We start from the raw sequence: 21,272 nt of genomic DNA, 5'->3' as shown, positions 1-21,272 counted from the left end.
TATTCGTCTGGTGATTATGGCGAAGAGGTCACACCCGTTCCCATGCCGAACACGGAAGTTAAGCTCTTCAGCGCCGATGGTAGTTGGGGGCTCTCCCCCTGTGAGAGTAGGACATCGCCAGGCAAATGTTTAAAGCAGCTCAAGTTTTGGGCTGTTTTTTTGCGTTTTTATCGATTTTCATCTGTTTTTTGGTGAAAATGTGGGTGGAAGACGTTCGATAGGGGATGAAATCGTCGTGATGTTTGGGTGGGGACGGATATATTATCAAAAACGATGGGTTTATTATCAAAAATCCCGATATATTATCAAAAACGTCCCTTTTATTATCAAAAATCCCATTATATTATCAAAACCCTATTTCTCAGCCGGCCAGCTCAGCGACTGGCGACGGCCGGTACCTCTCATCAACCATCCCAATACCCAGCTATTATCCTGATTTCTTCTTCACACAAAACCCCTCAAAATTGCTATCCCACACCTCCATGAAGTATCATTTAACTATGAACTAAACGAAGGAGGAGATCGATATGACTTCCATCTATGATTTCACTGTTTCTCAGTCGAACGGTGAAGAGACCTCGTTAGAGGAGTATGAGGGGAAGGTATTGCTGATCGTCAACACAGCAAGCAAGTGCGGTTTTACCCCTCAATTTGAGGAGCTGCAGGGACTGTATGAAGAGTACAAAGAGCAAGGCCTTGTGGTGCTCGGATTCCCGAGTGATCAGTTCATGAATCAGGAATTTGATGAACAGGATGAGATCATCGAGTTTTGCCAGACAAACTATGGAGTATCATTCCCGATGTATAAGAAAACGGATGTGAAGGGAAAGAGTGCCCACCCGTTATTTAAATTTTTGATCAAAGAAAAGAAGGGGCTGCTGGTGTCGGATATCAAGTGGAATTTCACGAAGTTCCTGGTGGATAAAAACGGAGAAGTGTATGAACGATATTCCCCGCAGACAAGTCCAAGAAAGATTGAAAATGACATCAAGCTGTTATTGGAACGGTGATAACTGGAGAGAGGATGCAAACCAGTGTCCATCCTCTTTCCGTTACATTTTCTGTTTCAATATATCCAATAGCAGATAGGGTGCCTTCTGGGTCGTGACGTTCAGAAAGGACCGGATGATCGGATAGTCTTCATTTGTGCGGTTCTTCAATAGTTCTACCCACCATTCTGTTTCATATCTGGCTATCATGCTCAGATTATAAAGGACGGCATAGTGGATCAGGAGTTCCGGCAGCATATTCGCTTCATTCCGGATGCTCGGCAGGCACAGCCTGTCGCTGCCCAGATGCCATCTGACCGGGAGCTGCTCACTGAAGTGGGGGATATGAAGGGTATCCTCCTTCGTCCATCGATAGGTGCCCGTCAGCTTTTCATTCAGATACTGCTTGAAAAGGTCTTGTGACATATTGAAGTTGTTCAGCACCGATTCATCCAGGACAAGTTCATTCTCCCTGTTGAACCACAGCATCGTCTTTTTTTTCAACAGGACCTGAAAAGCTTCCTCCAGCTCAGGGATCTGTACGAGTAAGTCCTCCATCTTCAGTTTTTCACCAATGATATGTTTCGCATGGAACACCAGGGTCGAGAAATGAGAAAACAGACCATTCTTTTGAACCTTCACTTCATCCTGCAGGAAATGATAATGCTGCTTCTTTCTTTTTCTTGACGTCACCCCGTGTGCAAGTACCTGGGTCGTTTCGGGGTAAAGCGGATCCTCCGTCAGGACAATCGCTTTAATAAAATGGATGTAGCCGTAAAATAATAAGATAGGCTGCAGTGACAGGGGGGATTGCAGAGCTTGTTTATAATAGAGCTCTCCCTGTTCCAGGTAATACATGAATGGATAGCAGTTTTCGTAGCTTTTCGTTTCAGCCTGCGCGAAACCGATTTGTTCATATCCAATTTTTAAAAATTTCTGGGAGTATTCAGCAGACTGAAAGTAGTGAATGAAGTCCCAATGCCGATGTATGCTTTCCAATTCGTCACCCTCTAACAATTCTGAAAAATTAAACTAATTCTGATGTCCTTGACAGTATTTTAACCAATTGATAACCTACTAATAATATTTTGGGACTAGGGAGGCCGAAAAATATGTGGGAATCTAAATTTGCTAAAGAAGGTTTAACGTTTGATGATGTTTTACTAGTACCTGCAAAGTCTGAGGTATTACCGAAAGATGTGAATATTTCAGTTGAATTGACAGACTCCATCAAGCTGAATGTTCCAGTCATCAGTGCCGGAATGGATACGGTGACTGAAGCTGAAATGGCGATTGCTATAGCACGCCAAGGCGGACTTGGTATCATCCATAAGAATATGAGTATCGAACAGCAGGCTGAACAGGTTGATAAAGTAAAACGTTCCGAAAGCGGCGTTATTACCGATCCATTCTTCCTGACTCCTGAGCATCAAGTATTTGCTGCTGAGCACTTGATGGGCAAATATAGAATCTCTGGTGTTCCGATTGTGAACAATGAAGAGGAGCAAAAGTTGGTGGGGATCTTGACGAACCGCGATCTGCGTTTCATTCAGGATTTCTCGATTCAGATTTCAGATGTCATGACAAAAGAAAATCTGGTTACTGCTCCGGTTGGCACTACTCTAGATGAAGCGGAAAAAATCCTTCAGCAGCATAAGATCGAGAAGCTGCCGCTCATCGATCAAGAAGGCGTATTAAAAGGTTTAATCACAATCAAGGATATTGAAAAGGTCATCGAGTTCCCGAACTCTGCTAAAGACAGTCAGGGCCGTTTGCTGGTCGGGGCTGCAGTAGGGGTCTCAAAAGATACTGCAACACGTGTAGAGCAGCTTGTGAAGGCCCATGTTGATGCCATTGTCATTGATACAGCGCACGGGCATTCAGCAGGTGTTATTGAGACGGTGAGGGAAATCCGTGAATCATATCCTGACTTGAACATCATCGCAGGAAATGTTGCGACAGCTGAAGCAACGAGAGAATTGATCGAAGCAGGTGCTGACGTCGTAAAAGTAGGTATAGGACCGGGATCCATTTGTACAACGCGCGTCGTTGCAGGGGTCGGTGTACCACAGATCACGGCTGTTTACGATTGTGCAACGGAAGCAAGAAAGCACGGCAAATCCATCATTGCAGACGGCGGGATCAAATTCTCAGGTGACATCGTCAAGGCACTCGCTTCCGGCGGACATGCAGTTATGCTCGGAAGTCTCCTTGCGGGTACATCCGAAAGCCCTGGTGAAACGGAAATCTTCCAAGGCAGACGCTTTAAAGTCTACCGCGGTATGGGCTCATTGAGCTCTATGGAAAAAGGATCAAAGGACCGCTACTTCCAGGAAGATGCGAAGAAATTCGTTCCTGAAGGCATTGAAGGCCGCATCCCTTACAAAGGACCGCTTGCGGATACATTGTATCAGTTGATCGGCGGACTTCGTTCAGGCATGGGATACTGCGGTACGAAGAATCTATATGAACTTCGGGAAAATGCCCAGTTCATCCGTATGACGGGTGCGGGTCTTCGCGAGAGCCATCCGCATGATGTGCAGATCACGAAGGAAGCACCGAATTATTCATTATCGTAATGTAAGAAGGGCCGGCTTAAAACCGGCTCTTTTTTTATGGAAAAAAAGGTAATTGGAGAAGGCACGAAGTCCCTTGTCCTATACCAAAACTAGGAATATTCTCTGTCTATTCTTACCTTTCGAACTATGATAAAATAACGAAGGTGTACATAAAAACTTGGAGGGCTAATAGTGAAAAGAAGTTGGGTTCAAAAATCTTTTGTTTGTTTCTTGGTATTTTTGATGGCAATGAGCATGGTTCAAAAACCGGCAAGTGCTCAAGGGGATATTGATGTTAACGCAAATGCTGCGATTTTAGTAGAAGCAAGTACCGGTAAAGTTTTGTATGAAAAGAATTCCGAGACGGCACTTGGAATTGCAAGTATGACGAAGATGATGACAGAGTATCTTCTGCTTGAAGCAGTTAATGAAGGTAAAGTGAAGTGGGATCAAAAGTATACGGTTCCAACGAGTGTTTCTAACATGTCTCATAATGATGGTTTAAGCAATGTACCTTTAAGAGAAGAAGGTACTTATAATGTGAAGGAACTGTATGAAGCAATGGCAATAGAATCTGCGAATGCCGCAACATTGGCGATAGCTGAAATCGTTGGTGGTTCTGAAGCGAATTTCGTGAAAATGATGAACAAAAAAGCTGAGGAACTTGGCTTAGAAAGCTATAAATTTGTGAATTCTTCAGGTTTGAATAATAAGGACTTGGCTCCATATGTTGATCAATTAACAGGTGGACCGGAAGAAGAAAACGTAATGTCTGCAAAAGATACTGCAACTCTTGCATATCGTTTATTGAATGATTTTCCTGAAGTATTGGAAACATCAAGTATTGCTAAGAAATTGTTTGCAGAAGGTACGGAAGATGAGTTTCCAATGGATAACTGGAATTATATGCTTCCTGAGTTGATTCGGGCATATGAAGGCATGGACGGACTTAAGACAGGAACAACGGATTTCGCAGGCGCATGTTTTACAGGAACTGCAGAACGTAATGGTATGAGATTTATCACGGTTGTAATGGATGTAAAAGTAGATCCGGGTGAAAACTCTTACGATGCACGTTTTGATGAAACGAGAAAAATGTTGGACTATGCGTTCAATAACTATACAATGCAAGAAGTGATCCCTGCCGATTACAAAATCAAGGGACAGAAAACCCTTCCGGTTGTAAAAGGGAAAGAAAAAGAAGTCGGCATCAAAGCTGAATCTGCTCTGAATATGGTCGTGAAGAACGGCGAAGAAAAAATTTACAAGCCTAAATTTGTAGTCGACAAGAAAAAATTGAATGAAGACGGTAAACTGACTGCGCCTGTCAAGAAGGGCGAGAAAGTCGGTTATGTTACATTGGAATCAAAAGACAAGAATGATTTGGGATACCTGACTGACAAGGGGTCCAGCGCAGCCAAATCTTCTGTCGTGACAGTCGAAGGAGTCGAAAAAGCAAACTGGTTCGTCCTTTCCATGAGAGCTGTCGGCGGATTCTTCGGAGATATCTGGGGATCTGTGACTTCCACTGTAAAAGGCTGGTTCTAATCTAATTTAATGACTCCAGGTTATCATAAAGCCTGGGGTTATTTTTATAACTAAATGGTCAAGATAAAGCAGGACAGGCTTCAATTAAACACATATACAGTATAAGTTAACCGCATCCTTATTTCGTCTTGACATAACCTTGTTTTTGTTGTTTATTTAGCAGTAGGGCAATATCATCATTCCGATTGTTTTAGTCACTTTTTCAAACAGAGTGAGGACAGGCATAGGATAAATATAAGGGGGATACATAAATGAATACTGGTACAGATCGTGTTAAAAGAGGTATGGCTGAAATGCAAAAAGGCGGCGTCATCATGGACGTTGTCAATGCAGAACAGGCCAAGGTTGCTGAAGCTGCAGGAGCAGTTGCAGTAATGGCTTTAGAACGAGTTCCAGCTGACATCCGTGCTGCGGGCGGCGTAGCGAGAATGGCAGACCCTCGTATTATCGAAGAAGTTATGGGTGCAGTAACGATCCCGGTCATGGCGAAAGCGCGTATCGGCCACATCGTTGAAGCAAGAGTACTTGAATCGATGGGTGTTGACTACCTTGATGAAAGTGAAGTACTTACACCAGCCGATGAAGAGTATCACTTGAACAAAAAAGACTTTACGGTTCCATTCGTATGCGGATGCCGTGATTTAGGCGAAGCGGCACGCCGTATCGGTGAAGGTGCATCGATGCTTCGTACAAAAGGTGAGCCGGGAACAGGAAACATTGTCGAAGCGGTTCGTCATATGCGTAAAGTGAACGCTCAGGTTCGCAAACTTGTCAGCATGAGCACAGATGAGATCATGACGGAAGCGAAGCTTTTGGGCGCACCATATGAATTATTGTTAGAAATTAAAGAAAACGGCCGTTTACCGGTTGTCAACTTTGCTGCAGGCGGTATCGCGACTCCGGCTGATGCTGCTCTTATGATGGAATTAGGTGCTGACGGAGTATTCGTAGGTTCGGGTATCTTCAAGTCTGAAAACCCTGAAAAGTTTGCAAGAGCGATCGTTGAGGCGACTACTCACTACCAGGATTACAAACTGATCGCTGAGCTTTCCAAAGAACTCGGCACGGCGATGAAGGGTGTAGAGATCTCTTCAATCCTTCCAGAACAACGCATGCAAGACCGCGGATGGTAAGAGGCTGCCGATGATGAAGATAGGTGTACTTGGACTTCAGGGTGCAGTCAGAGAGCATGTTAGATCAATTGAAGCATGCAATGCCGAAGCAGTCGTCGTAAAGCGTGTGGAACAGCTGGAGGGACTTGACGGCTTGATCATGCCGGGCGGTGAAAGTACGACGATGCGCCGCCTGATTGACCGCTACGGTTTTTTTGGACCACTCAAAGAATTCGCTGAAAGCGGAAAGCCGATGTTCGGAACATGTGCAGGTCTCATCCTGCTGGCGAGACAGATTGTGGGATATGATGAACCGCATCTCGGTGTCATGGACGTAATCGTCGAGCGCAACTCCTTCGGACGTCAAAAGGAAAGCTTCGAAGCCGACCTGAACATCGCACATGTCGGTGATCATTTTAACGCCGTATTCATTCGTGCCCCTCACATCGTAGAAGCCGGGGAGGACGTCGAAATCCTCGCCAAGCACAACGACCGGATTGTCCTGGCACGCCACGGACGATTCCTGGGATGCTCATTCCATCCCGAATTGACAGACGACCATCGACTCACGGCTTATTTCATCGAGATGGTCAAAGAGTCGAAAGAAAAAGCTGTTATATAAGATGGTTTTGCCATCCTTGAAATTTAGATGTGAGTAAATTCCAGCTGTTGGTTGGAGTGGAAAACGAAGACTCCTACTAGAAAAGCGGAAGGGATTTGCACATAGGCGTGTGGCATAAGACGAAGCGGCCACGAAGGCGGCTCTTTGCCTTCTTGGTCGGTTTGGCTTATGACATGTGCCTCTAAGCCCTGTAGCTGGACATCTCCTATCCCTTTAAAAAGGAAAGGAGGCTCCACGCTCGCCCGCGGAAAGCGAAGTCTTACACGTAAACCAACAGCGGAGTTCGAACATTTAAAATCATTGGCATAAACCTATTGCAAAATGGAAAGCATTGTAGTAGATTATGAAATAACCAATATGAGTTTAAAACGTTGACAGGAAATAGTAATGAGACTCCACTGCTGAAGAGAGCCGGTGGTTGGTGCAAACCGGTGCAGGAGCTTCATGAATCCATCCTTGAGTGAAATACTGAACCATTCAGTAGGTATTTTCGGTGATTCCGTTACCATCTCTAAGAGGAAGACAGCTCTGCTGTTTTCAATTAGGGTGGCAACGCGGAAACCTCCGTCCCTTTTCCAGGGACGGGGGTTTTTTATTTTTTTCGGGTCATCATCCTGCCATCGTTTTCAGCCATATATCACATATAAATCAAAGGAGGAATAAGCATGTTAGACATCAAATACTTACGTGCCAATCTTGAAGAAGTAAAAAGCCGCCTGCAGCACCGCGGCGAAGACCTTGAGGACTTTGATAAGTTCGAGGAACTTGATAGGAGAAGAAGAGAGCTTCTTGTGGAAAGCGAGAACCTCAAGAGCAAGCGTAATGAAGTATCCCAGAAAATAGCTCAGCTGAAAAAAGAGAAACAGGATGCACAGGACCTGATCGTTGAGATGCGTGAAGTAGGCGGAAAGGTCAAGAAGCTTGATGATGAGCTCAGGGGCATCGAGGAAGAGCTGGACAGGATCCTTATGTCTATCCCGAATATCCCGCATGAATCTGTTCCTGTCGGTGAAACAGAGGACGACAACGTGGAAGCCCGCAAATGGGGAGAAGTCCGCGACTTCGATTTCGAAGCGAAGCCTCACTGGGATATTGCGACGGGACTTGATATTCTTGACTTTGAACGTGCAGGTAAAGTAACGGGAAGCCGTTTTGTATTCTACAAAGGCCTGGGTGCAAGACTGGAGCGTGCCCTGTTGAACTTCATGATGGACCTTCATATGGATGAGCACGGCTATACCGAAATGATCCCGCCGTTCCTTGTGAACCGTGCGAGCATGACGGGCACAGGTCAGCTGCCGAAATTCGAGGAAGATGCTTTCCGGATCGAAAGTGAAGACTACTTCCTTGTACCGACTGCCGAGGTTCCGGTAACGAACTATCACCGCGATGAAATCATCAAGGGCGAAGAGCTGCCGATCAGCTATGTTGCCTACAGTGCCAACTTTCGTTCAGAAGCGGGATCTGCAGGACGCGATACAAGAGGATTGATCCGTCAGCACCAGTTCAACAAAGTGGAGCTTGTCCGCTTTGTTAAACCGGAGGATTCTTATGATGAGCTTGAGAAACTGACGGGCCATGCAGAGAAAGTCCTTCAGCTCCTTGGACTTCCATACCGTGTATTATCAATGTGCACAGCCGATTTAGGATTCACGGCTGCGAAGAAATACGATATCGAAGTATGGATCCCGAGCTACGGAACATACCGTGAGATTTCTTCTTGCAGTAACTTCGAAAGCTTCCAGGCGAGACGTGCAAATATCCGTTTCAGAAGGGAAGCCAATGCGAAACCTGAACATGTTCATACATTGAATGGTTCAGGGCTTGCGATCGGACGTACCGTTGCTGCCATCTTGGAAAATTATCAGCAGGAAGACGGATCTGTGATCGTACCGGAAGTCCTTCGTCCTTATATGGGCGGGGCAGAAGTAATCAAATAACAAGGTTGAAAAAGGTATCCGGTCCGTTCCCCGGATACCTTTTAATTTTTTTGAGAAAAGTGCTTGACTCTAATTTCTCACCGTGATATTATAATTCTTGTCGATACGGAGGAATACCCAAGTCCGGCTGAAGGGATCGGTCTTGAAAACCGACAGGGGTGTTAAAGCCCGCGGGGGTTCGAATCCCTCTTCCTCCGCCATTGATTTATTAATAACCATAGCGCATAAATTGGAGATTGTTAAATTCGTTACTGGAGATGTAACGAATTTTTTTGGTTTCTATAGATTTTATAATAGTTTGATAATTCATGGATCTAGAGTTAGCGCTTCGATAGCCGCTTTTGATTTCCGTGGAAGACTTCGCTTTCCGCGGGTAGCTCGTGAGCCTCCTCGGATTCGCCTCCGGGGTCTCACATTAGCTACTCTTCCCGCAGGAGTCTTCATCTTCCACTCCAATCAAAAGCTAGAACAAGCTTAAAAAGAATTTCACACTTTAGCAAAATAAAAAATCCGAAAAAGGGTTGAATCTAAAAAATTCAATCTCGATCGGATTTTTCTTCGTTATATTATTTTTGAAGGCTACTTCTTTTATTTCAAATTCTCTATATCGCTTCTTGTATTAGATTTTTTGATGGGGTTCAGGACACCCATTTCTTCGATGCTTTTGCGGGTTTCCAGGGTTCCGAGTTGGTGAATCCTGGCATAGATTTTTTGCATGGAGTGGTCATATTGGGCATTTTCAGGATCGTTGTGATATTGGCGGAAGGGAATCTGGGCCCTGTTGAACGTTGACATGTCGTCATCGTAATTTTCCTCAAACAGTGCTTTCAGTTTCGTCACTTCTTCCGGGGTGGCTTGAATTTGGAAGCTCACACTCTTCGCTTCTTCGGCATGAGGGACAACATCACCGCTGCTGATGTCAACAAAGTAAGTATCTCTTGTCACCATGTTTTTTCATCTCCCTTATTATTCATTCCTTGTTTATATACATACCTCTTAATACTTGAAGATAAACAGGGCGGTAAGCGTTCATAAAAAAGAGATGCAGCCCGCTGCAGGCTGCATCTCGTATCGTTTTAGCTTTTCAGCATTCTTGTTTGTTCGATAAAGTAACCGATTCGTTCAACGATTGGTTCGATTGATCCTTGATTGTTGATCAAATCATATTCACTGATGTCCAGGCGGAGGACAGGGCATGCATTGAAAGAATTGATCCAGTTTTCGTAGCGCTCATGCATTTCTTCCCAATACTCAACCGGTGTCTGCTGTTCCATTGGACGGCCGCGCTCACGGATGCGGTCAATCACGTTATCAAGGGAACCTTCCAAGTAGATCAGAAGATCAGGGTGAGGGAAGTACGGTGTCATGACCATTGCATCGAACAGGCTTGTATACGTTTCATAATCGACGTCTGACATATTCCCTTTTTCATGATGCATCTTGGCGAAGATTCCGGTATCTTCGTAGATCGAGCGATCCTGGATGAAGCCGCCGCCGTATTCGAAGATCTTCTTTTGTTCCTTGAAGCGCTCTGCAAGGAAGTATACCTGCAGGTGAAAGCTCCAGCTTTTGAAATCCTGATAGAATTTATCCAGGTAAGGGTTGGTATCCACTTTTTCAAACGATGTACGGAATCCAAGTGCATTTGCCAGTCCGTTTGTCATAGTGGATTTCCCGACTCCGACTGTTCCGGCAATGGTGATGACAGCATTGCTCGGGATGCCGTATTTATTGCGAAGATTCATGATAGTGAACTCCTTTATTCAGTGTATTGTTTAATTCATTTAGAATAGCGTCCAGATCCTCTTTGTTTTCCACGAAGTCAATGTGGTCGCCATTGTAGCGAAGAACAGGGATATCAGGGTGAGTTTCTTCAAATGTATTCATATATTCTTCATAGTCCAATGATAATTGTTTTAAATAAAGAGGGCTGATTTTCTTCTCGAAGTCCCTTCCTCTTTTTTCAATGCGCTTCAGCAATGTGTCAAGGCTTGCATTCAAGTAAATCACCACATTGGGTCTCGGCATGTCAGAAGTCAAAATATCATAGATGTTAAGATATTTATTGTACTGCTGCTCGTCCTTCAATGTCCGTTTAGCGAAGATGATATTTTTTAAAATATGATAATCCGCTACAACCGATTTATTTTGAGAAATATAGTGTTTTTCGATATCCTCAAGCTGCTTGTATCGATTGCATAGGAAAAACATCTCGGTTTGAAAACTCCACTCTTCAATATCATCATAAAATTTATCCAAAAACGGGTTTTCGTCAACGATTTCCCTCAGTAAATGAAAGTTGAAGTGTTCAGAAATCGCTTTGGCCAAAGAAGTTTTTCCTACTCCAATCGGTCCTTCAACCGTGATGAAAGGAATTCTCCCCATTGCATGTCCTCCTCATATTACAACGATCTATGTGTGTTTTTTGTATCCGTATAAATAAAATAGCGACAGGATTTATTGTAACACAATAGTGGGGGTGTTTGGTCAGGTTATTTACAAGATAAAACAAATTCCGACTTGTAGCAGCCAACGATCATTTCACAAAAGTAGTACTGCTAATACCGCTATTGATTCCCGTGCTAGACTTCGCTTTCCACGGGTGACACGTGGGCCTCCTTGAGGGGCTAGCCGCCGGAGTCAGACATATCCAGCATTGGCTGCTTGCACTCCAATCAAATGCTGCATCCGTTTTGAATTTATTGGTATACAAATAGCCGGCATTTAGGTGATTATAGATTTACCTAAATGCCGGCTAATATTTATTTATATCGAAACTGAAGGGGACCACTGTATCACTTTCGTTAAATAACCTTTTCATTAACTGCCGCCAGGATATATAATGAAGGAAATGATCGAATAAAGTATTTTCAGGGAAATAATTGTGTTATTTTGTCTGATTGCGAGAAACTGGATCAGTTTTTATTTTATATCAAAATATCTACATCCAGCGATACACGGTTTGCTGCCAGACCCGGAGAGGTGCAGAAAGTCACTGTTCCCGGACGTATCGCTGGGTGATATGGCTCTTGAAAGCCGGGATGATTCATCATACATTAGACTAAAACGGAGGTGCGATATGCGAAACGATATACAACCGTACGAACGATCCTTCACATCCAAAGAAGCGGCAGAACAGGCAGGGATCGCAACCCCTACTGTACGTAAATACGGTCAGATCCTGGAGCGGAATGGCTATGAATTTTTAAAAGACGGTGATCGAAGGATCTTCGTACAATCCGATATTGATGCGCTCATAGCGCTGCGCGATACAGAAAAGCCTCTTGACGATACGGCCAGATCCCTTGCGGATGGTCAGAAAAAAAGACTGGAAGGTTCCGGTGAAACGGCCATATCGCCGGGCGATACATATAACCAATTGCCACAGGATCCGAACCAGCTGAAAGAAATTTTATCCTACCTGGCCAATGAACTCGCGGCTTCCCGTGAAATGAATGTTCAAGTCGTGAATGAAATGAACCAACTGAAAACGCAGGTGTCCAGACTGAAGCAGGATCACCATGATTTGAGCTCGAATATTTCAAATTCCGCTCAGAAAACACAACGTAAAATTGAGGAGCTCTCAAAGCTTCAAAAAAGCCAATACGAAACACTCTTGGAGCAGGAAGTGCAGAAAAACGAATTCTTGCAGACTGAGCTTCAGAAGCTGCGGGAAGAGCAGCAGAATGAATGGCGCAGCCAAAATGATTACAATCGTCGCCTTGAAGAAGCGATACATAAGCAGAAAGATACGAAATGGGACTGGCTTTTCTCCCTGTTCCGCAAGTAGATCGCCTTATCTTTTCACAACATTGAAATTATCCGTGATCAACAGCCAGTTCTGAGGGAAGGACAAGCCGAGTTTCCAATAGCTCATACCCCTCAGCTTCAACTCTTTCATGAGATCGAACTTGGCTTGGATACTTCGTGCATCTTCAAACCAGACTTCATGGTCATTTCCATCTGCGCTGTATTTGAAAAATGGGGCCTGAGCTTTCTCATCATATTCGATAGGGACGTTGTTAGCTGTTGCGATTTGAATCGCCTGTTGCGGACTGACCGCTTTTGCTGTGGTTCCCGGTTCGAATGGAAGTGTCCAGTCATATCCGTACAGATTCTGTCCCATCATGATTTTCGAAGCGGGCATCTCTGTAAGGGCATATTCTATTACGTCGCGGACGGGTCCAATAGGCGATACGGGCATGGACGGACCGCCGCTGTACCCCCATTCATACGTCATGATGACGACGAAATCAACAATTTCCCCGTGAGCTTTATAATCATGAGCTTCATACCATTTCCCTTTCTGGTCTGCGCTTGTTTTCGGAGCAAGTGCCGTGGACAGCAGCCAGCCTTCCTGATTGAAACGCTGCTTTGCTTTTCTCAAGAATCGATTATATGCTTCCCTGTCCTGCGGACGCAGGTACTCAAAATCAAAATGGATATCACGGAATCCGTATTTTTTGGCGGTTTGGACGACATTGTTGAGGAATTTATCCTGGATGGCCATGTCATTCAGCAGGATACGCCCGAGTTCATCATTGAACTGACCGTTTTCCTGATTCGTGATCGCCATCATCAGGACATTTCCGTTGTCCTTCCCGGTTTGCAGAAGGTTCCCCATCGGAGGTTCCTGCAAGGTCCCGTCTCGCTTCGCCTGGAAGCTGAAAGGAGCAAGATAGGTCAAATAAGGAGCTGCTTCCTTTGCACTCTCTTCTAAATTCGGTGCCACTTCTTTTCCATACGGCTCTACATAGGCATTGAATTCTGCCCGCACTTTTGGTTTCTGGGGAACATAAAGCCGTTGATTGACTTGAAGAGGTACATTCGGCGATATGCCGTTAACCCTTGCCAGTTCCTGATAAGGGACGCCTACCTTTTGGCTGATTCCCCATAAGCTGTCGCCGGGCTGTACATAATAGAAACTGCCGACGATCGGGATCACGAGTGATTGACCTACCACAAGATTATTCGGGTTTGGAAGTTCATTGGCTTCCACTATATCCTTAACAGTTGATCCATACGCCTGAGCAATGCCGAACAACGATTGGTTCGGCCGGACAACATGAATTTGCATACTAAGGCCCTCCCTTTGTCTTCACTATAATCAGCCTATGAAGAGGAAGGGGAGGTTATGACGGGTATTTTGTCTCTGGATATCTCGGGGCAGGTGGAAAGCTGCCAGGCGGGTGCCTGGCTCAGATCAAAGGTTTTGAGCCAGGCTCAGCCCCCTGCCACACTCTCATTTCCCCAATAACGTCCCGGTATCATCAATATCCGCCTTCAGCACGTTCTTCATCATCGTCAGCGCATAATGGTTATCCTCTTCGCTGACGGAGGCGATCGCGTCTTTAGGGACGTATAGTGTAAATTCCCTCATATAGGCATCATTTGCAGTGAAAAGAACGCAGATGTTTCCTGCGATCCCGGTCAGGATGATGTTTTTTACTGACAGATGATGAAGCAGGGTGTTCAGGGCTGTCCCGTAGAATGCGGAGTGCTTCGGTTTGATGAGGAAATAATCGTCATCGGCCGGGCGCAGCGGGGTGATGATATCGCTGCTTTTATTGTTATGGCATTTATCATAGATCAGTTTCAAATCTGCCTTCCAGAGTTCATAGTGGTCATTGATATAGATGACGGGATGACCATTTTCCCGGCAGTAAGTCCGGAGGTCATTAATCGGTTTTACAATCTTTTTTGTATGCTGAGCGAGCGTTTCCCCGTGTGAGAAATCAAATGGATTCATGATATCGATCACAAGGAGGGCGGTTTCTTTAGGTATCATCATATGAGCCCCTTTCTTCTATAGTTTGGAATATGAGAGGATATTTTATAAAATAAAAATAGAAGCCATTTATGAGTGGGAGTATTATATGGAAAATAGAGAAGAATATTTTATGTTGGAAGCACTGAAAGAAGCGGAAAAAGCAAGGGGAATCAATGAAGTGCCGATCGGGGCGGTGGTGGTGCTGGGAGACGATATCATCGGGCGCGGCTATAACCTGAGGGAAACGACCCAGAATGCCGTCACTCATGCAGAAACGCTTGCCATCCAGGAAGCGTGTGAAAAAACAGGGACGTGGAGGCTTGAAGGTGCGGAACTTTATGTGACGCTTGAGCCGTGCCCGATGTGCTCGGGTGCCATCATTCTTTCCCGAATAGAGAAGGTAGTGTACGGAGCGGCAGACCCTAAGGCGGGATGCGCGGGGACGCTGATGAATCTCTTGGACGACAGCCGGTTCAATCACCAGTGCGAAGTGGTTGCAGGGGTTCTGCAAGAAGAATGCGGCTCGATCCTTTCCGATTTCTTCAGGGAGCTCCGGGCAAGGAAGAAGGAAGAGAAAAGGAATAAACCATCGACGCTGTAGAAATCCTGCAGCAAATGATGTCTGGGAAGAAAAATGAAGAGAATTCCTGTACCTTATTTCCTTGCGTCATTACTGTTCCTATCTTTTGTATAAGTAAGTAAACCAACGAATAGGATGAAAAGGGCTTACCTGTAAAGAACTTACAGGGACAAACCATTGCTTTTTTACGTAAACCCTAGTATACTTAATCTTGCGTCGTTAGATGGCGCAACTGAATATTTGGTATCAATTTTGCCGTGCTAGGCGGGGAGGTAGCGGTGCCCTGTACTCGCAATCCGCTCCAGCGAGGCCGAATTCCTTTCCGAGGCTTGCATACTGTAGGGCCTGCCTCAAGTAAGTGGTGTTGACGCCTGGGTCCTGCGCAATGGGAATCCATGAACCATGTCAGGTCCGGAAGGAAGCAGCATTAAGTGGAAGCTTCCATGTGCCGCAGGGTTGCCTGGGCCGAGCTAACTGCTTGAGTAACGCCTATGGTTGCTTGTCGAAGAAAGGTGCACGGCAGTTTCATACATATACATCAGCTCATCCTTTAGCGGGGTGGGCTTTTTGTTTGGAAAGACAGACGGTCAAAGTTTCCCGAATCTGTCCCCGGTTTTCTTTGTAATCCTGCTAGAAATTACGTTATAATAAGTAAGATAATAGATGAAAAGTGTCATTGGACGATTATGCCTGCAGATCGTGCGTTATTGCTCCCCGAAAAAAGGGGAGCGGACGCCGTGAACCAGGCAGCTGTACATATAAAATGAGGGGGGAGTATTTTGGCATATCAAGCATTATACCGTGTGTGGCGTCCGCAGTCATTTGCAGATGTCGTCGGGCAGCAGCATGTGACGAAAACGTTGCAAAATGCTCTCCTTCATCAAAAGATTTCACATGCGTACTTATTTTCAGGCCCGCGCGGAACAGGGAAGACGAGTGCCGCCAAGATCCTGGCGAAAGCAGTCAACTGTGAGCGTTCCCCCATTGCCGAGCCATGTAATGAGTGTGACGCATGTAAAGGGATCACGGACGGATCGATCCCGGATGTGATTGAAATCGATGCCGCGTCTAACAACGGGGTTGAGGAAATAAGGGACATACGTGATAAGGTTAAGTATTCACCGAACGTTGTCGAGTATAAGGTCTATATCATCGATGAGGTTCATATGCTTTCCATCGGGGCGTTCAATGCCCTGTTGAAAACATTGGAGGAACCCCCGAAACATGTCATCTTCATCTTGGCTACCACCGAGCCCCACAAGATACCGCTCACGATCATTTCCCGCTGTCAGCGCTTTGATTTCAAGAGGATCACAGCAAGGGACATCGTCGGCAGGATGAGTCACATCGCGACGGAGTCGGGTGTGAACTATGAGGAGAATGCACTTGCAGTCATCGCGAGAGCGGCCGAGGGCGGGATGCGTGATGCGCTCAGCCTTCTCGATCAGGCGATCTCCTTCAGTCAGGATATCGTCAAAGTGGAAGATGCGTTAACCGTCACGGGTGCCGTTTCTCAGGGGTATCTGAATACACTGGCAAGGGCGATCCTGGACAGGGATGTCTCGAAAGCACTCAGTGCACTCGAAGAACTTCTTTTCCAAGGAAAGGACCCGGCGCGATTTGCGGAGGACTTCATCCTTTATTACCGGGATATGCTCCTTTATCAGACGGCACCGAACCTTGAGGAATCGATGGAAAGGGTCATGCTCGATGATGAGTTCAAGGGACTCGCACAAGAAACAGAGGCCAGCCAGATTTATCAATATATCGATGTGTTGAACCAGGCGGGGCAGGAGATGAAATTCACGAACCATGCCCGTATCTACCTGGAAGTTTCCATCGTGAAGCTTTGTCAGCTCGAAGCACCAAGGAGCACGTCTTCCCCTGAAGTCGGGGAGATGATGAAAAAAATACAATCGCTTGAAAATGAAATTCAGCAATTGAAGGCAAACGGCATCAAGGCACAGACTGAACCTGCTGCACAGCCGGCTAAAAAGCCTGTCCGTGCGAAAAAAGGGTTCCGGGCTCCGGTCGGACAGATCCAGGAAGTGCTGAAAAATGCAACGAAAGAAGATCTTAACCTGATCAAGAGCCGCTGGGGAGATATGATGGAATCGCTGAATCAGCGTCAGATGCGTTCGCAGGCTGCGCTCTTGAACGATGCAGAACCCGTTGCGGCAACTTCTGGTTCGTTTGTGTTAAAATTCAAGTATGATATCCACTGCCAGATGGCGATGGAGAACCAGGCTTTCATCTCCGGCATGTCTCAGATCCTGCAGGAGCTCACCGGAAGCAGCTATTCCCCGATCGGGATCCCTGAAGATCAGTGGCTCCCATTGAGGGAAGACTTCATCCGCAACTCCCAGAACGAATCCCCGGACGGAGAATCGGGTGAGCCCAAAGAAGAGGATTCCCTTCTATCAGAAGCCGAAAAGATTGCCGGCGACCTGGTTGAAATCAAAGATTAATGATTTAACTGCCAAAAGAAGTTTGTGAAATTTTTTAATAAAAAATAATTGGAGGTCATGAATTATGCGTGGAATGGGTAATATGCAAAACATGATGAAACAGATGCAGAAGATGCAAAAGAAAATGGCGGAAGCACAAGAGGAGCTTGGTGAAAAGGAAATCGAAGGAACGGCAGGCGGCGGAATGGTCACTGTCATCGTTTCCGGCCACAAGCAGGTCCTTGATGTGAAAATCAATGAAGAAGTAGTAGATCCGGAAGATATCGATATGCTGCAGGATCTTGTCCTTGCCGCTACAAACGATGCACTGAAGAAAGCAGACGAATTAACAAACTCAACTATGGGACAATTCACTAAAGGAATGAACCTTCCGGGAATGTTCTAGGAGGCAAAAATATGCATTATCCAGAGCCTATATCAAAGCTGATCGACAGCTTTATGAAATTGCCAGGCATCGGGCCGAAAACCGCGGCCCGACTGGCTTTTTTTGTACTTAGCATGAAAGAGGATACCGTATTGGACTTTGCTAAAGCACTTGTGAATGCAAAGCGGAACCTGAGCTACTGTTCTGTGTGCGGTCATATTACGGACCAGGACCCCTGCTATATATGTGAGGATCAGCGGAGGGACAGGAGTATCATCTGTGTGGTCCAGGACCCTAAAGATGTGATCGCGATGGAGAAGATGAAGGAATATAACGGACTTTATCATGTCCTGCACGGCGCCATATCCCCGATGGATGGGATCGGCCCGGAAGACATCAATGTACCGGATCTGATCAAACGTCTTCAGAGTGACGAGGTCCAGGAAGTGATCCTTGCGACTAACCCGAATATAGAAGGCGAAGCAACCGCCATGTACATTTCGCGTCTCGTCAAGCCGTCCGGGATCCGCATTACACGTATCGCACACGGTCTGCCTGTAGGCGGTGACCTCGAATACGCAGATGAAGTCACATTGTCAAAAGCCCTTGAAGGAAGAAGAGACGTGTAAAGGGAGAGAGCATCTATGTTTTTCCGTAAAAAAGGGAAACTCAAACGAGAGTACGATCAAGCCCTGCTTCAATCACTGGATGAAGCGAAAGAGAACTGGAATCAGCAGCGGAGCATCGATGAGATGAGTGTAGACTACAATTTGAATCTTCACTGCTCATCGAAAATCGCTGAAGCCAAATATTTTTTCTTATTTAGAGAAGCAAAACACAGAAAGATCGTCATAAAAAGGTAGACAACCTTCATATCCTTACAATAAGAGATGATAAATGTTCTTGTTGAGAGGAGAGAGGGTATGAACCCGGTAATCGTGATCGCTGTAATCAGCGGACTCATCGTCCTTCTGTTAATTACAGGCGCCCCGGTCAAGCCGCTGCGATTTGTAGGACAAGTCGCCATGAAGGTCATGATCGGAGCACTATTCCTATTTTTCCTGAATGCCTTTGGCAGTCAGTACGGCATCCACGTCCCCATTAACCTGGCAACATCCTCCATTTCGGGAATCCTTGGCATTCCGGGAGTGGTGGGGCTTGCGGTGATACAGATGTGGATTGTGTAATGGGAGAAAAGAAACAGCAGCCTTTCATAATGAAGGCTGCTGTTTCTTTTTACTGCTTATTTATTCAAAAACGTCTCCGGCATCACAACCGCCACGACCTCACCCTTCGCGCATATTTCCCCTTCCGCGAATACTTCCGTCACAACCTTGAATTTCTTCGGGTGAATCTTCTCGACCGTCCCGACGGCCTTTAATGGAACACCATGAGGGGTCGGTTTCATAAAGTCGACGTGCAAAGACGCTGTGACAAAGCGGGGCGGTTCTGCCCCGTCGCCGACACTGCCGCCATTCAGCTTGTGAAGCTCAATAGCGGCCGAACCGGTCCCGTGGCAATCGATCAACGAAGCAATCAATCCTCCGTACACGAACCCCGGCAGGGCAGTATGCTCAGGTTGAGGTGTATAGACCGTCACTGTTTTCTCACCTTCGACACCCGTGCGGAAATGGTGGCCTTCTTCATTTAAACGCCCGCATCCATAGCACCAGGCGAAGTCATCAGGATAGTCATCCTGTATGGCATGCTTAATTTCATTCATCGCAAATCCTCCCATAATGAATAGTAATATCTTCTACTCTTAATCTTCTATTAACTCTGTTTAACTTCCTCTATAAAAATACTATTCTTCCTGGATTGATAATGGTATAATTTGGGTTAGATCCCGCATACATCTCCTTCCCCCATCTATTTTTCCCGTTCCATCTATTAAAAACTGAAGAAAGCTGGTGGTTTATTGATGAAAGGAAGAATCGTCCACGAAGATTCCAACACACGCATTTGGCTGCAGGAATTCACAGAACCCGGGCAGCACACAGAACTACTCGACAATTTTAAAATCAGCAGGGAATTTGACATGAGGCACCGCGGATTGATGGAGTACTACGGCAAGGACCTAATCGCCTACAAAAAAGAACAAAAGGCCAACAAAAAACGAAATGAATTCCTCCGGGCATTATCTCACTACATGACCGATCATTTAGAAGATGACTGTCCACCTTCTTGGCAAGAATGTCCCGCAACCTTCTGGGAAGAATTGATCTTCGCATACCTCCCGCATTACACAAAAATCATTCCAAAGAAAAACTACACAGAAACTTTCCTGCTCCAGTTACGAACCTTTGTCCGCTGGCTCGATAAAAGAGAAGGCACCGTCTTTTTAAATCTGGTAGATGACTATATCAAAGAAGGAACCCCCATCCTGAAAAAGTGCGAGGGCCTCCTCAATCATTTATTCCTCAAAGACTACCCTCGTTTTCATCAGTCAGACTGGGATTACGAAGAAGACCTCGACCGATGGGAAAGAAACCTCTCGAAATACAGCAGGACAATAGACGGCATGTTTCAGGTTTCCGCCTTTGCTGATGAATGTGTAGTCCTAAGAGACCTCCATACCCACCACACTTATTTAACAAAAAGTCTTCCCGTTAATAAACTTTCAACCAAAACGATCATTACAGGCACCCTCGGACAAAAATCACATGAACTCATCTGGGATTGGCTGGCCACGATCAATGTATTCCCTGAAAACGGAGAAAAGTATATCCGGAACTTTAATTGAACAAACAGCCCCGCCCGGGATCGGATGGGGCTGTTCTTATAAAAACAGAATATATTGAGGAAGATTTAATAGAAAAAAGAGCGATTTTAATATACTTTTAAAAAAATCATTAAATAGTATTGACTCTTTAATAGAAAAGGTGCTATTATATTCCTTGTCGCCAAAACGACACAAAAACAAATTTCAAAAAAAGCTTGACGATTTATGATGAAAAATGTTATATTTAAGAGGTGCTCATGAGAGCTCATTCTTAACAATTGAACCTTGAAAACTGAACAAAACAAGACAATTACGTCAACGTTAATTCTAGATTTACCGCAACGATTTAATCGTTGCAAAAAGAGCTATTCAAACTTTTATCGGAGAGTTTGATCCTGGCTCAGGACGAACGCTGGCGGCGTGCCTAATACATGCAAGTCGAGCGGATTTTGGGAAACCTAGTTTCCCCTTAATCAGCGGCGGACGGGTGAGTAACACGTGGGTAACCTGCCTGTAAGACTGGGATAACTCCGGGAAACCGGGGCTAATACCGGATAACTCAGTTCCTCGCATGAGGAACTGTTGAAAGGTGGCTTTCA

Annotated in this window: 21 protein-coding genes, 1 tRNA gene, 2 rRNA genes, 1 other RNA gene and 1 other annotated feature; of the genes, 18 read left to right on the top strand and 7 right to left on the bottom strand. The window is 45.5% G+C overall.

Translation table 11 applies throughout. From position 1 onward, the window contains the following. Positions 1-6: 6 nt before the first annotated feature. Positions 7-123, top strand: a 5S ribosomal RNA gene (rrf, locus tag BHE18_RS09325). A gap of 404 nt (positions 124-527) precedes the next feature. After that, positions 528-1,010 (top strand): glutathione peroxidase, encoded by a 483-nt coding sequence (locus BHE18_RS09320; protein ID WP_071618342.1) that lies wholly within the window; start codon positions 528-530, stop codon positions 1,008-1,010. A 42-nt stretch (positions 1,011-1,052) separates the two neighbouring features. Here the strand turns inward: BHE18_RS09320 and BHE18_RS09315 are convergent, their stop codons facing one another. Beyond that, positions 1,053-1,988 (bottom strand): YaaC family protein, encoded by a 936-nt coding sequence (locus BHE18_RS09315; protein WP_071618341.1) that lies wholly within the window; start codon positions 1,986-1,988, stop codon positions 1,053-1,055. A 113-nt stretch (positions 1,989-2,101) separates the two neighbouring features. On the opposite strand from BHE18_RS09315, the gene guaB reads away from it, so the two are divergent. The 6 genes from guaB to BHE18_RS09285 all read left to right on the top strand — a co-directional run bounded on the left by guaB (position 2,102) and on the right by BHE18_RS09285 (position 8,969). Continuing rightward, a complete protein-coding gene (gene guaB, locus BHE18_RS09310; RefSeq protein ID WP_071618340.1) occupies positions 2,102-3,568 on the top strand; it encodes an IMP dehydrogenase in 1,467 nt (488 codons plus the stop codon). A 171-nt stretch (positions 3,569-3,739) separates the two neighbouring features. After that, positions 3,740-5,095, top strand: coding sequence for a serine hydrolase (locus BHE18_RS09305; RefSeq protein WP_071618339.1), 1,356 nt, complete (start codon positions 3,740-3,742; stop codon positions 5,093-5,095). Between the two features lie 251 nt (positions 5,096-5,346). Then, positions 5,347-6,228 (top strand): pyridoxal 5'-phosphate synthase lyase subunit PdxS, encoded by an 882-nt coding sequence (gene pdxS / locus BHE18_RS09300; RefSeq protein ID WP_071618338.1) that lies wholly within the window; start codon positions 5,347-5,349, stop codon positions 6,226-6,228. Positions 6,229-6,238: 10 nt separating this feature from the next. Then, positions 6,239-6,829: a pyridoxal 5'-phosphate synthase glutaminase subunit PdxT gene (gene pdxT, locus BHE18_RS09295; RefSeq protein ID WP_071618337.1), complete on the top strand. Its 591-nt coding sequence runs from the start codon at positions 6,239-6,241 to the stop codon at positions 6,827-6,829. Positions 6,830-7,191: 362 nt separating this feature from the next. Then, positions 7,192-7,404, top strand: a binding site (T-box leader). Between the two features lie 90 nt (positions 7,405-7,494). After that, positions 7,495-8,769 (top strand): serine--tRNA ligase, encoded by a 1,275-nt coding sequence (gene serS / locus BHE18_RS09290; protein WP_071618336.1) that lies wholly within the window; start codon positions 7,495-7,497, stop codon positions 8,767-8,769. Between the two features lie 107 nt (positions 8,770-8,876). Beyond that, positions 8,877-8,969, top strand: a tRNA-Ser gene (locus BHE18_RS09285). 388 nt (positions 8,970-9,357) lie between these two features. On the opposite strand, the gene BHE18_RS09280 is transcribed toward BHE18_RS09285, so the two are convergent. The 3 genes from BHE18_RS09280 to BHE18_RS09270 form a co-directional block, all read right to left on the bottom strand. Beyond that, positions 9,358-9,717 (bottom strand): hypothetical protein, encoded by a 360-nt coding sequence (locus tag BHE18_RS09280; RefSeq protein ID WP_071618335.1) that lies wholly within the window; start codon positions 9,715-9,717, stop codon positions 9,358-9,360. A 128-nt stretch (positions 9,718-9,845) separates the two neighbouring features. Next, complete coding sequence (locus BHE18_RS09275) at positions 9,846-10,514, bottom strand: deoxynucleoside kinase (RefSeq protein ID WP_032087154.1); 669 nt, start codon at positions 10,512-10,514, stop codon at positions 9,846-9,848. Next, the gene (locus tag BHE18_RS09270; protein WP_071618334.1) at positions 10,498-11,154 is read right to left on the bottom strand and encodes a deoxynucleoside kinase; all 657 of its coding nucleotides are present in this window, start codon (positions 11,152-11,154) and stop codon (positions 10,498-10,500) included. Before BHE18_RS09270 ends, BHE18_RS09275 begins: the two co-directional genes overlap by 17 nt. Before the next feature lie 694 nt (positions 11,155-11,848). Between BHE18_RS09270 and BHE18_RS09265 the strand changes: the two genes are divergently transcribed. Then, positions 11,849-12,559, top strand: coding sequence for a hypothetical protein (locus tag BHE18_RS09265; protein WP_032087156.1), 711 nt, complete (start codon positions 11,849-11,851; stop codon positions 12,557-12,559). 6 nt (positions 12,560-12,565) lie between these two features. On the opposite strand, the gene BHE18_RS09260 is transcribed toward BHE18_RS09265, so the two are convergent. Both BHE18_RS09260 and BHE18_RS09255 read right to left on the bottom strand, forming a co-directional pair. Further along, the gene (locus BHE18_RS09260) at positions 12,566-13,846 is read right to left on the bottom strand and encodes a LysM peptidoglycan-binding domain-containing protein (RefSeq protein WP_071618333.1); all 1,281 of its coding nucleotides are present in this window, start codon (positions 13,844-13,846) and stop codon (positions 12,566-12,568) included. A 165-nt stretch (positions 13,847-14,011) separates the two neighbouring features. Then, positions 14,012-14,557, bottom strand: coding sequence for an isochorismatase family cysteine hydrolase (locus BHE18_RS09255; protein WP_071618332.1), 546 nt, complete (start codon positions 14,555-14,557; stop codon positions 14,012-14,014). 88 nt (positions 14,558-14,645) lie between these two features. On the opposite strand from BHE18_RS09255, the gene tadA reads away from it, so the two are divergent. From tadA to BHE18_RS09220, 7 genes are all read left to right on the top strand, one after another. Next, positions 14,646-15,140, top strand: a complete 495-nt coding sequence (gene tadA, locus BHE18_RS09250) for a tRNA adenosine(34) deaminase TadA (protein WP_071618331.1) — start codon at positions 14,646-14,648, stop codon at positions 15,138-15,140. Positions 15,141-15,374: 234 nt separating this feature from the next. Continuing rightward, positions 15,375-15,639: signal recognition particle sRNA large type (ffs, locus tag BHE18_RS09245), an RNA gene on the top strand. 259 nt (positions 15,640-15,898) lie between these two features. After that, complete coding sequence (gene dnaX / locus BHE18_RS09240) at positions 15,899-17,587, top strand: DNA polymerase III subunit gamma/tau (RefSeq protein ID WP_071618330.1); 1,689 nt, start codon at positions 15,899-15,901, stop codon at positions 17,585-17,587. A gap of 61 nt (positions 17,588-17,648) precedes the next feature. Beyond that, positions 17,649-17,972 carry a YbaB/EbfC family nucleoid-associated protein gene (locus tag BHE18_RS09235; RefSeq protein WP_419639176.1) on the top strand — a complete coding sequence of 108 codons (324 nt, stop codon included), beginning with the start codon at positions 17,649-17,651 and terminating at the stop codon, positions 17,970-17,972. A gap of 11 nt (positions 17,973-17,983) precedes the next feature. Further along, a complete protein-coding gene (gene recR / locus BHE18_RS09230) occupies positions 17,984-18,580 on the top strand; it encodes a recombination mediator RecR (RefSeq protein ID WP_032087163.1) in 597 nt (198 codons plus the stop codon). Between the two features lie 15 nt (positions 18,581-18,595). Then, a complete protein-coding gene (locus BHE18_RS09225) occupies positions 18,596-18,814 on the top strand; it encodes a YaaL family protein (RefSeq protein WP_032087164.1) in 219 nt (72 codons plus the stop codon). A 60-nt stretch (positions 18,815-18,874) separates the two neighbouring features. Then, positions 18,875-19,138: a pro-sigmaK processing inhibitor BofA family protein gene (locus BHE18_RS09220; protein ID WP_032087165.1), complete on the top strand. Its 264-nt coding sequence runs from the start codon at positions 18,875-18,877 to the stop codon at positions 19,136-19,138. A gap of 56 nt (positions 19,139-19,194) precedes the next feature. On the opposite strand, the gene BHE18_RS09215 is transcribed toward BHE18_RS09220, so the two are convergent. Beyond that, on the bottom strand, positions 19,195-19,674 hold the full coding sequence (locus tag BHE18_RS09215; protein WP_071618329.1) for a PaaI family thioesterase: 480 nt from the start codon (positions 19,672-19,674) through the stop codon (positions 19,195-19,197). A gap of 198 nt (positions 19,675-19,872) precedes the next feature. Between BHE18_RS09215 and BHE18_RS09210 the strand changes: the two genes are divergently transcribed. Further along, a complete protein-coding gene (locus tag BHE18_RS09210; protein ID WP_071618328.1) occupies positions 19,873-20,694 on the top strand; it encodes a hypothetical protein in 822 nt (273 codons plus the stop codon). 356 nt (positions 20,695-21,050) lie between these two features. Then, a 16S ribosomal RNA gene (locus tag BHE18_RS23450) occupies positions 21,051-21,272 on the top strand; the annotation flags it as partial.

The sequence above is a fragment of the Rossellomorea aquimaris genome (genome assembly GCF_001877785.1).
In the GTDB taxonomy this organism is placed as follows: Bacteria; Bacillota; Bacilli; order Bacillales; family Bacillaceae_B; genus Rossellomorea; species Rossellomorea aquimaris_A.
This window is presented reverse-complemented; position numbering and strand designations above follow the sequence as displayed.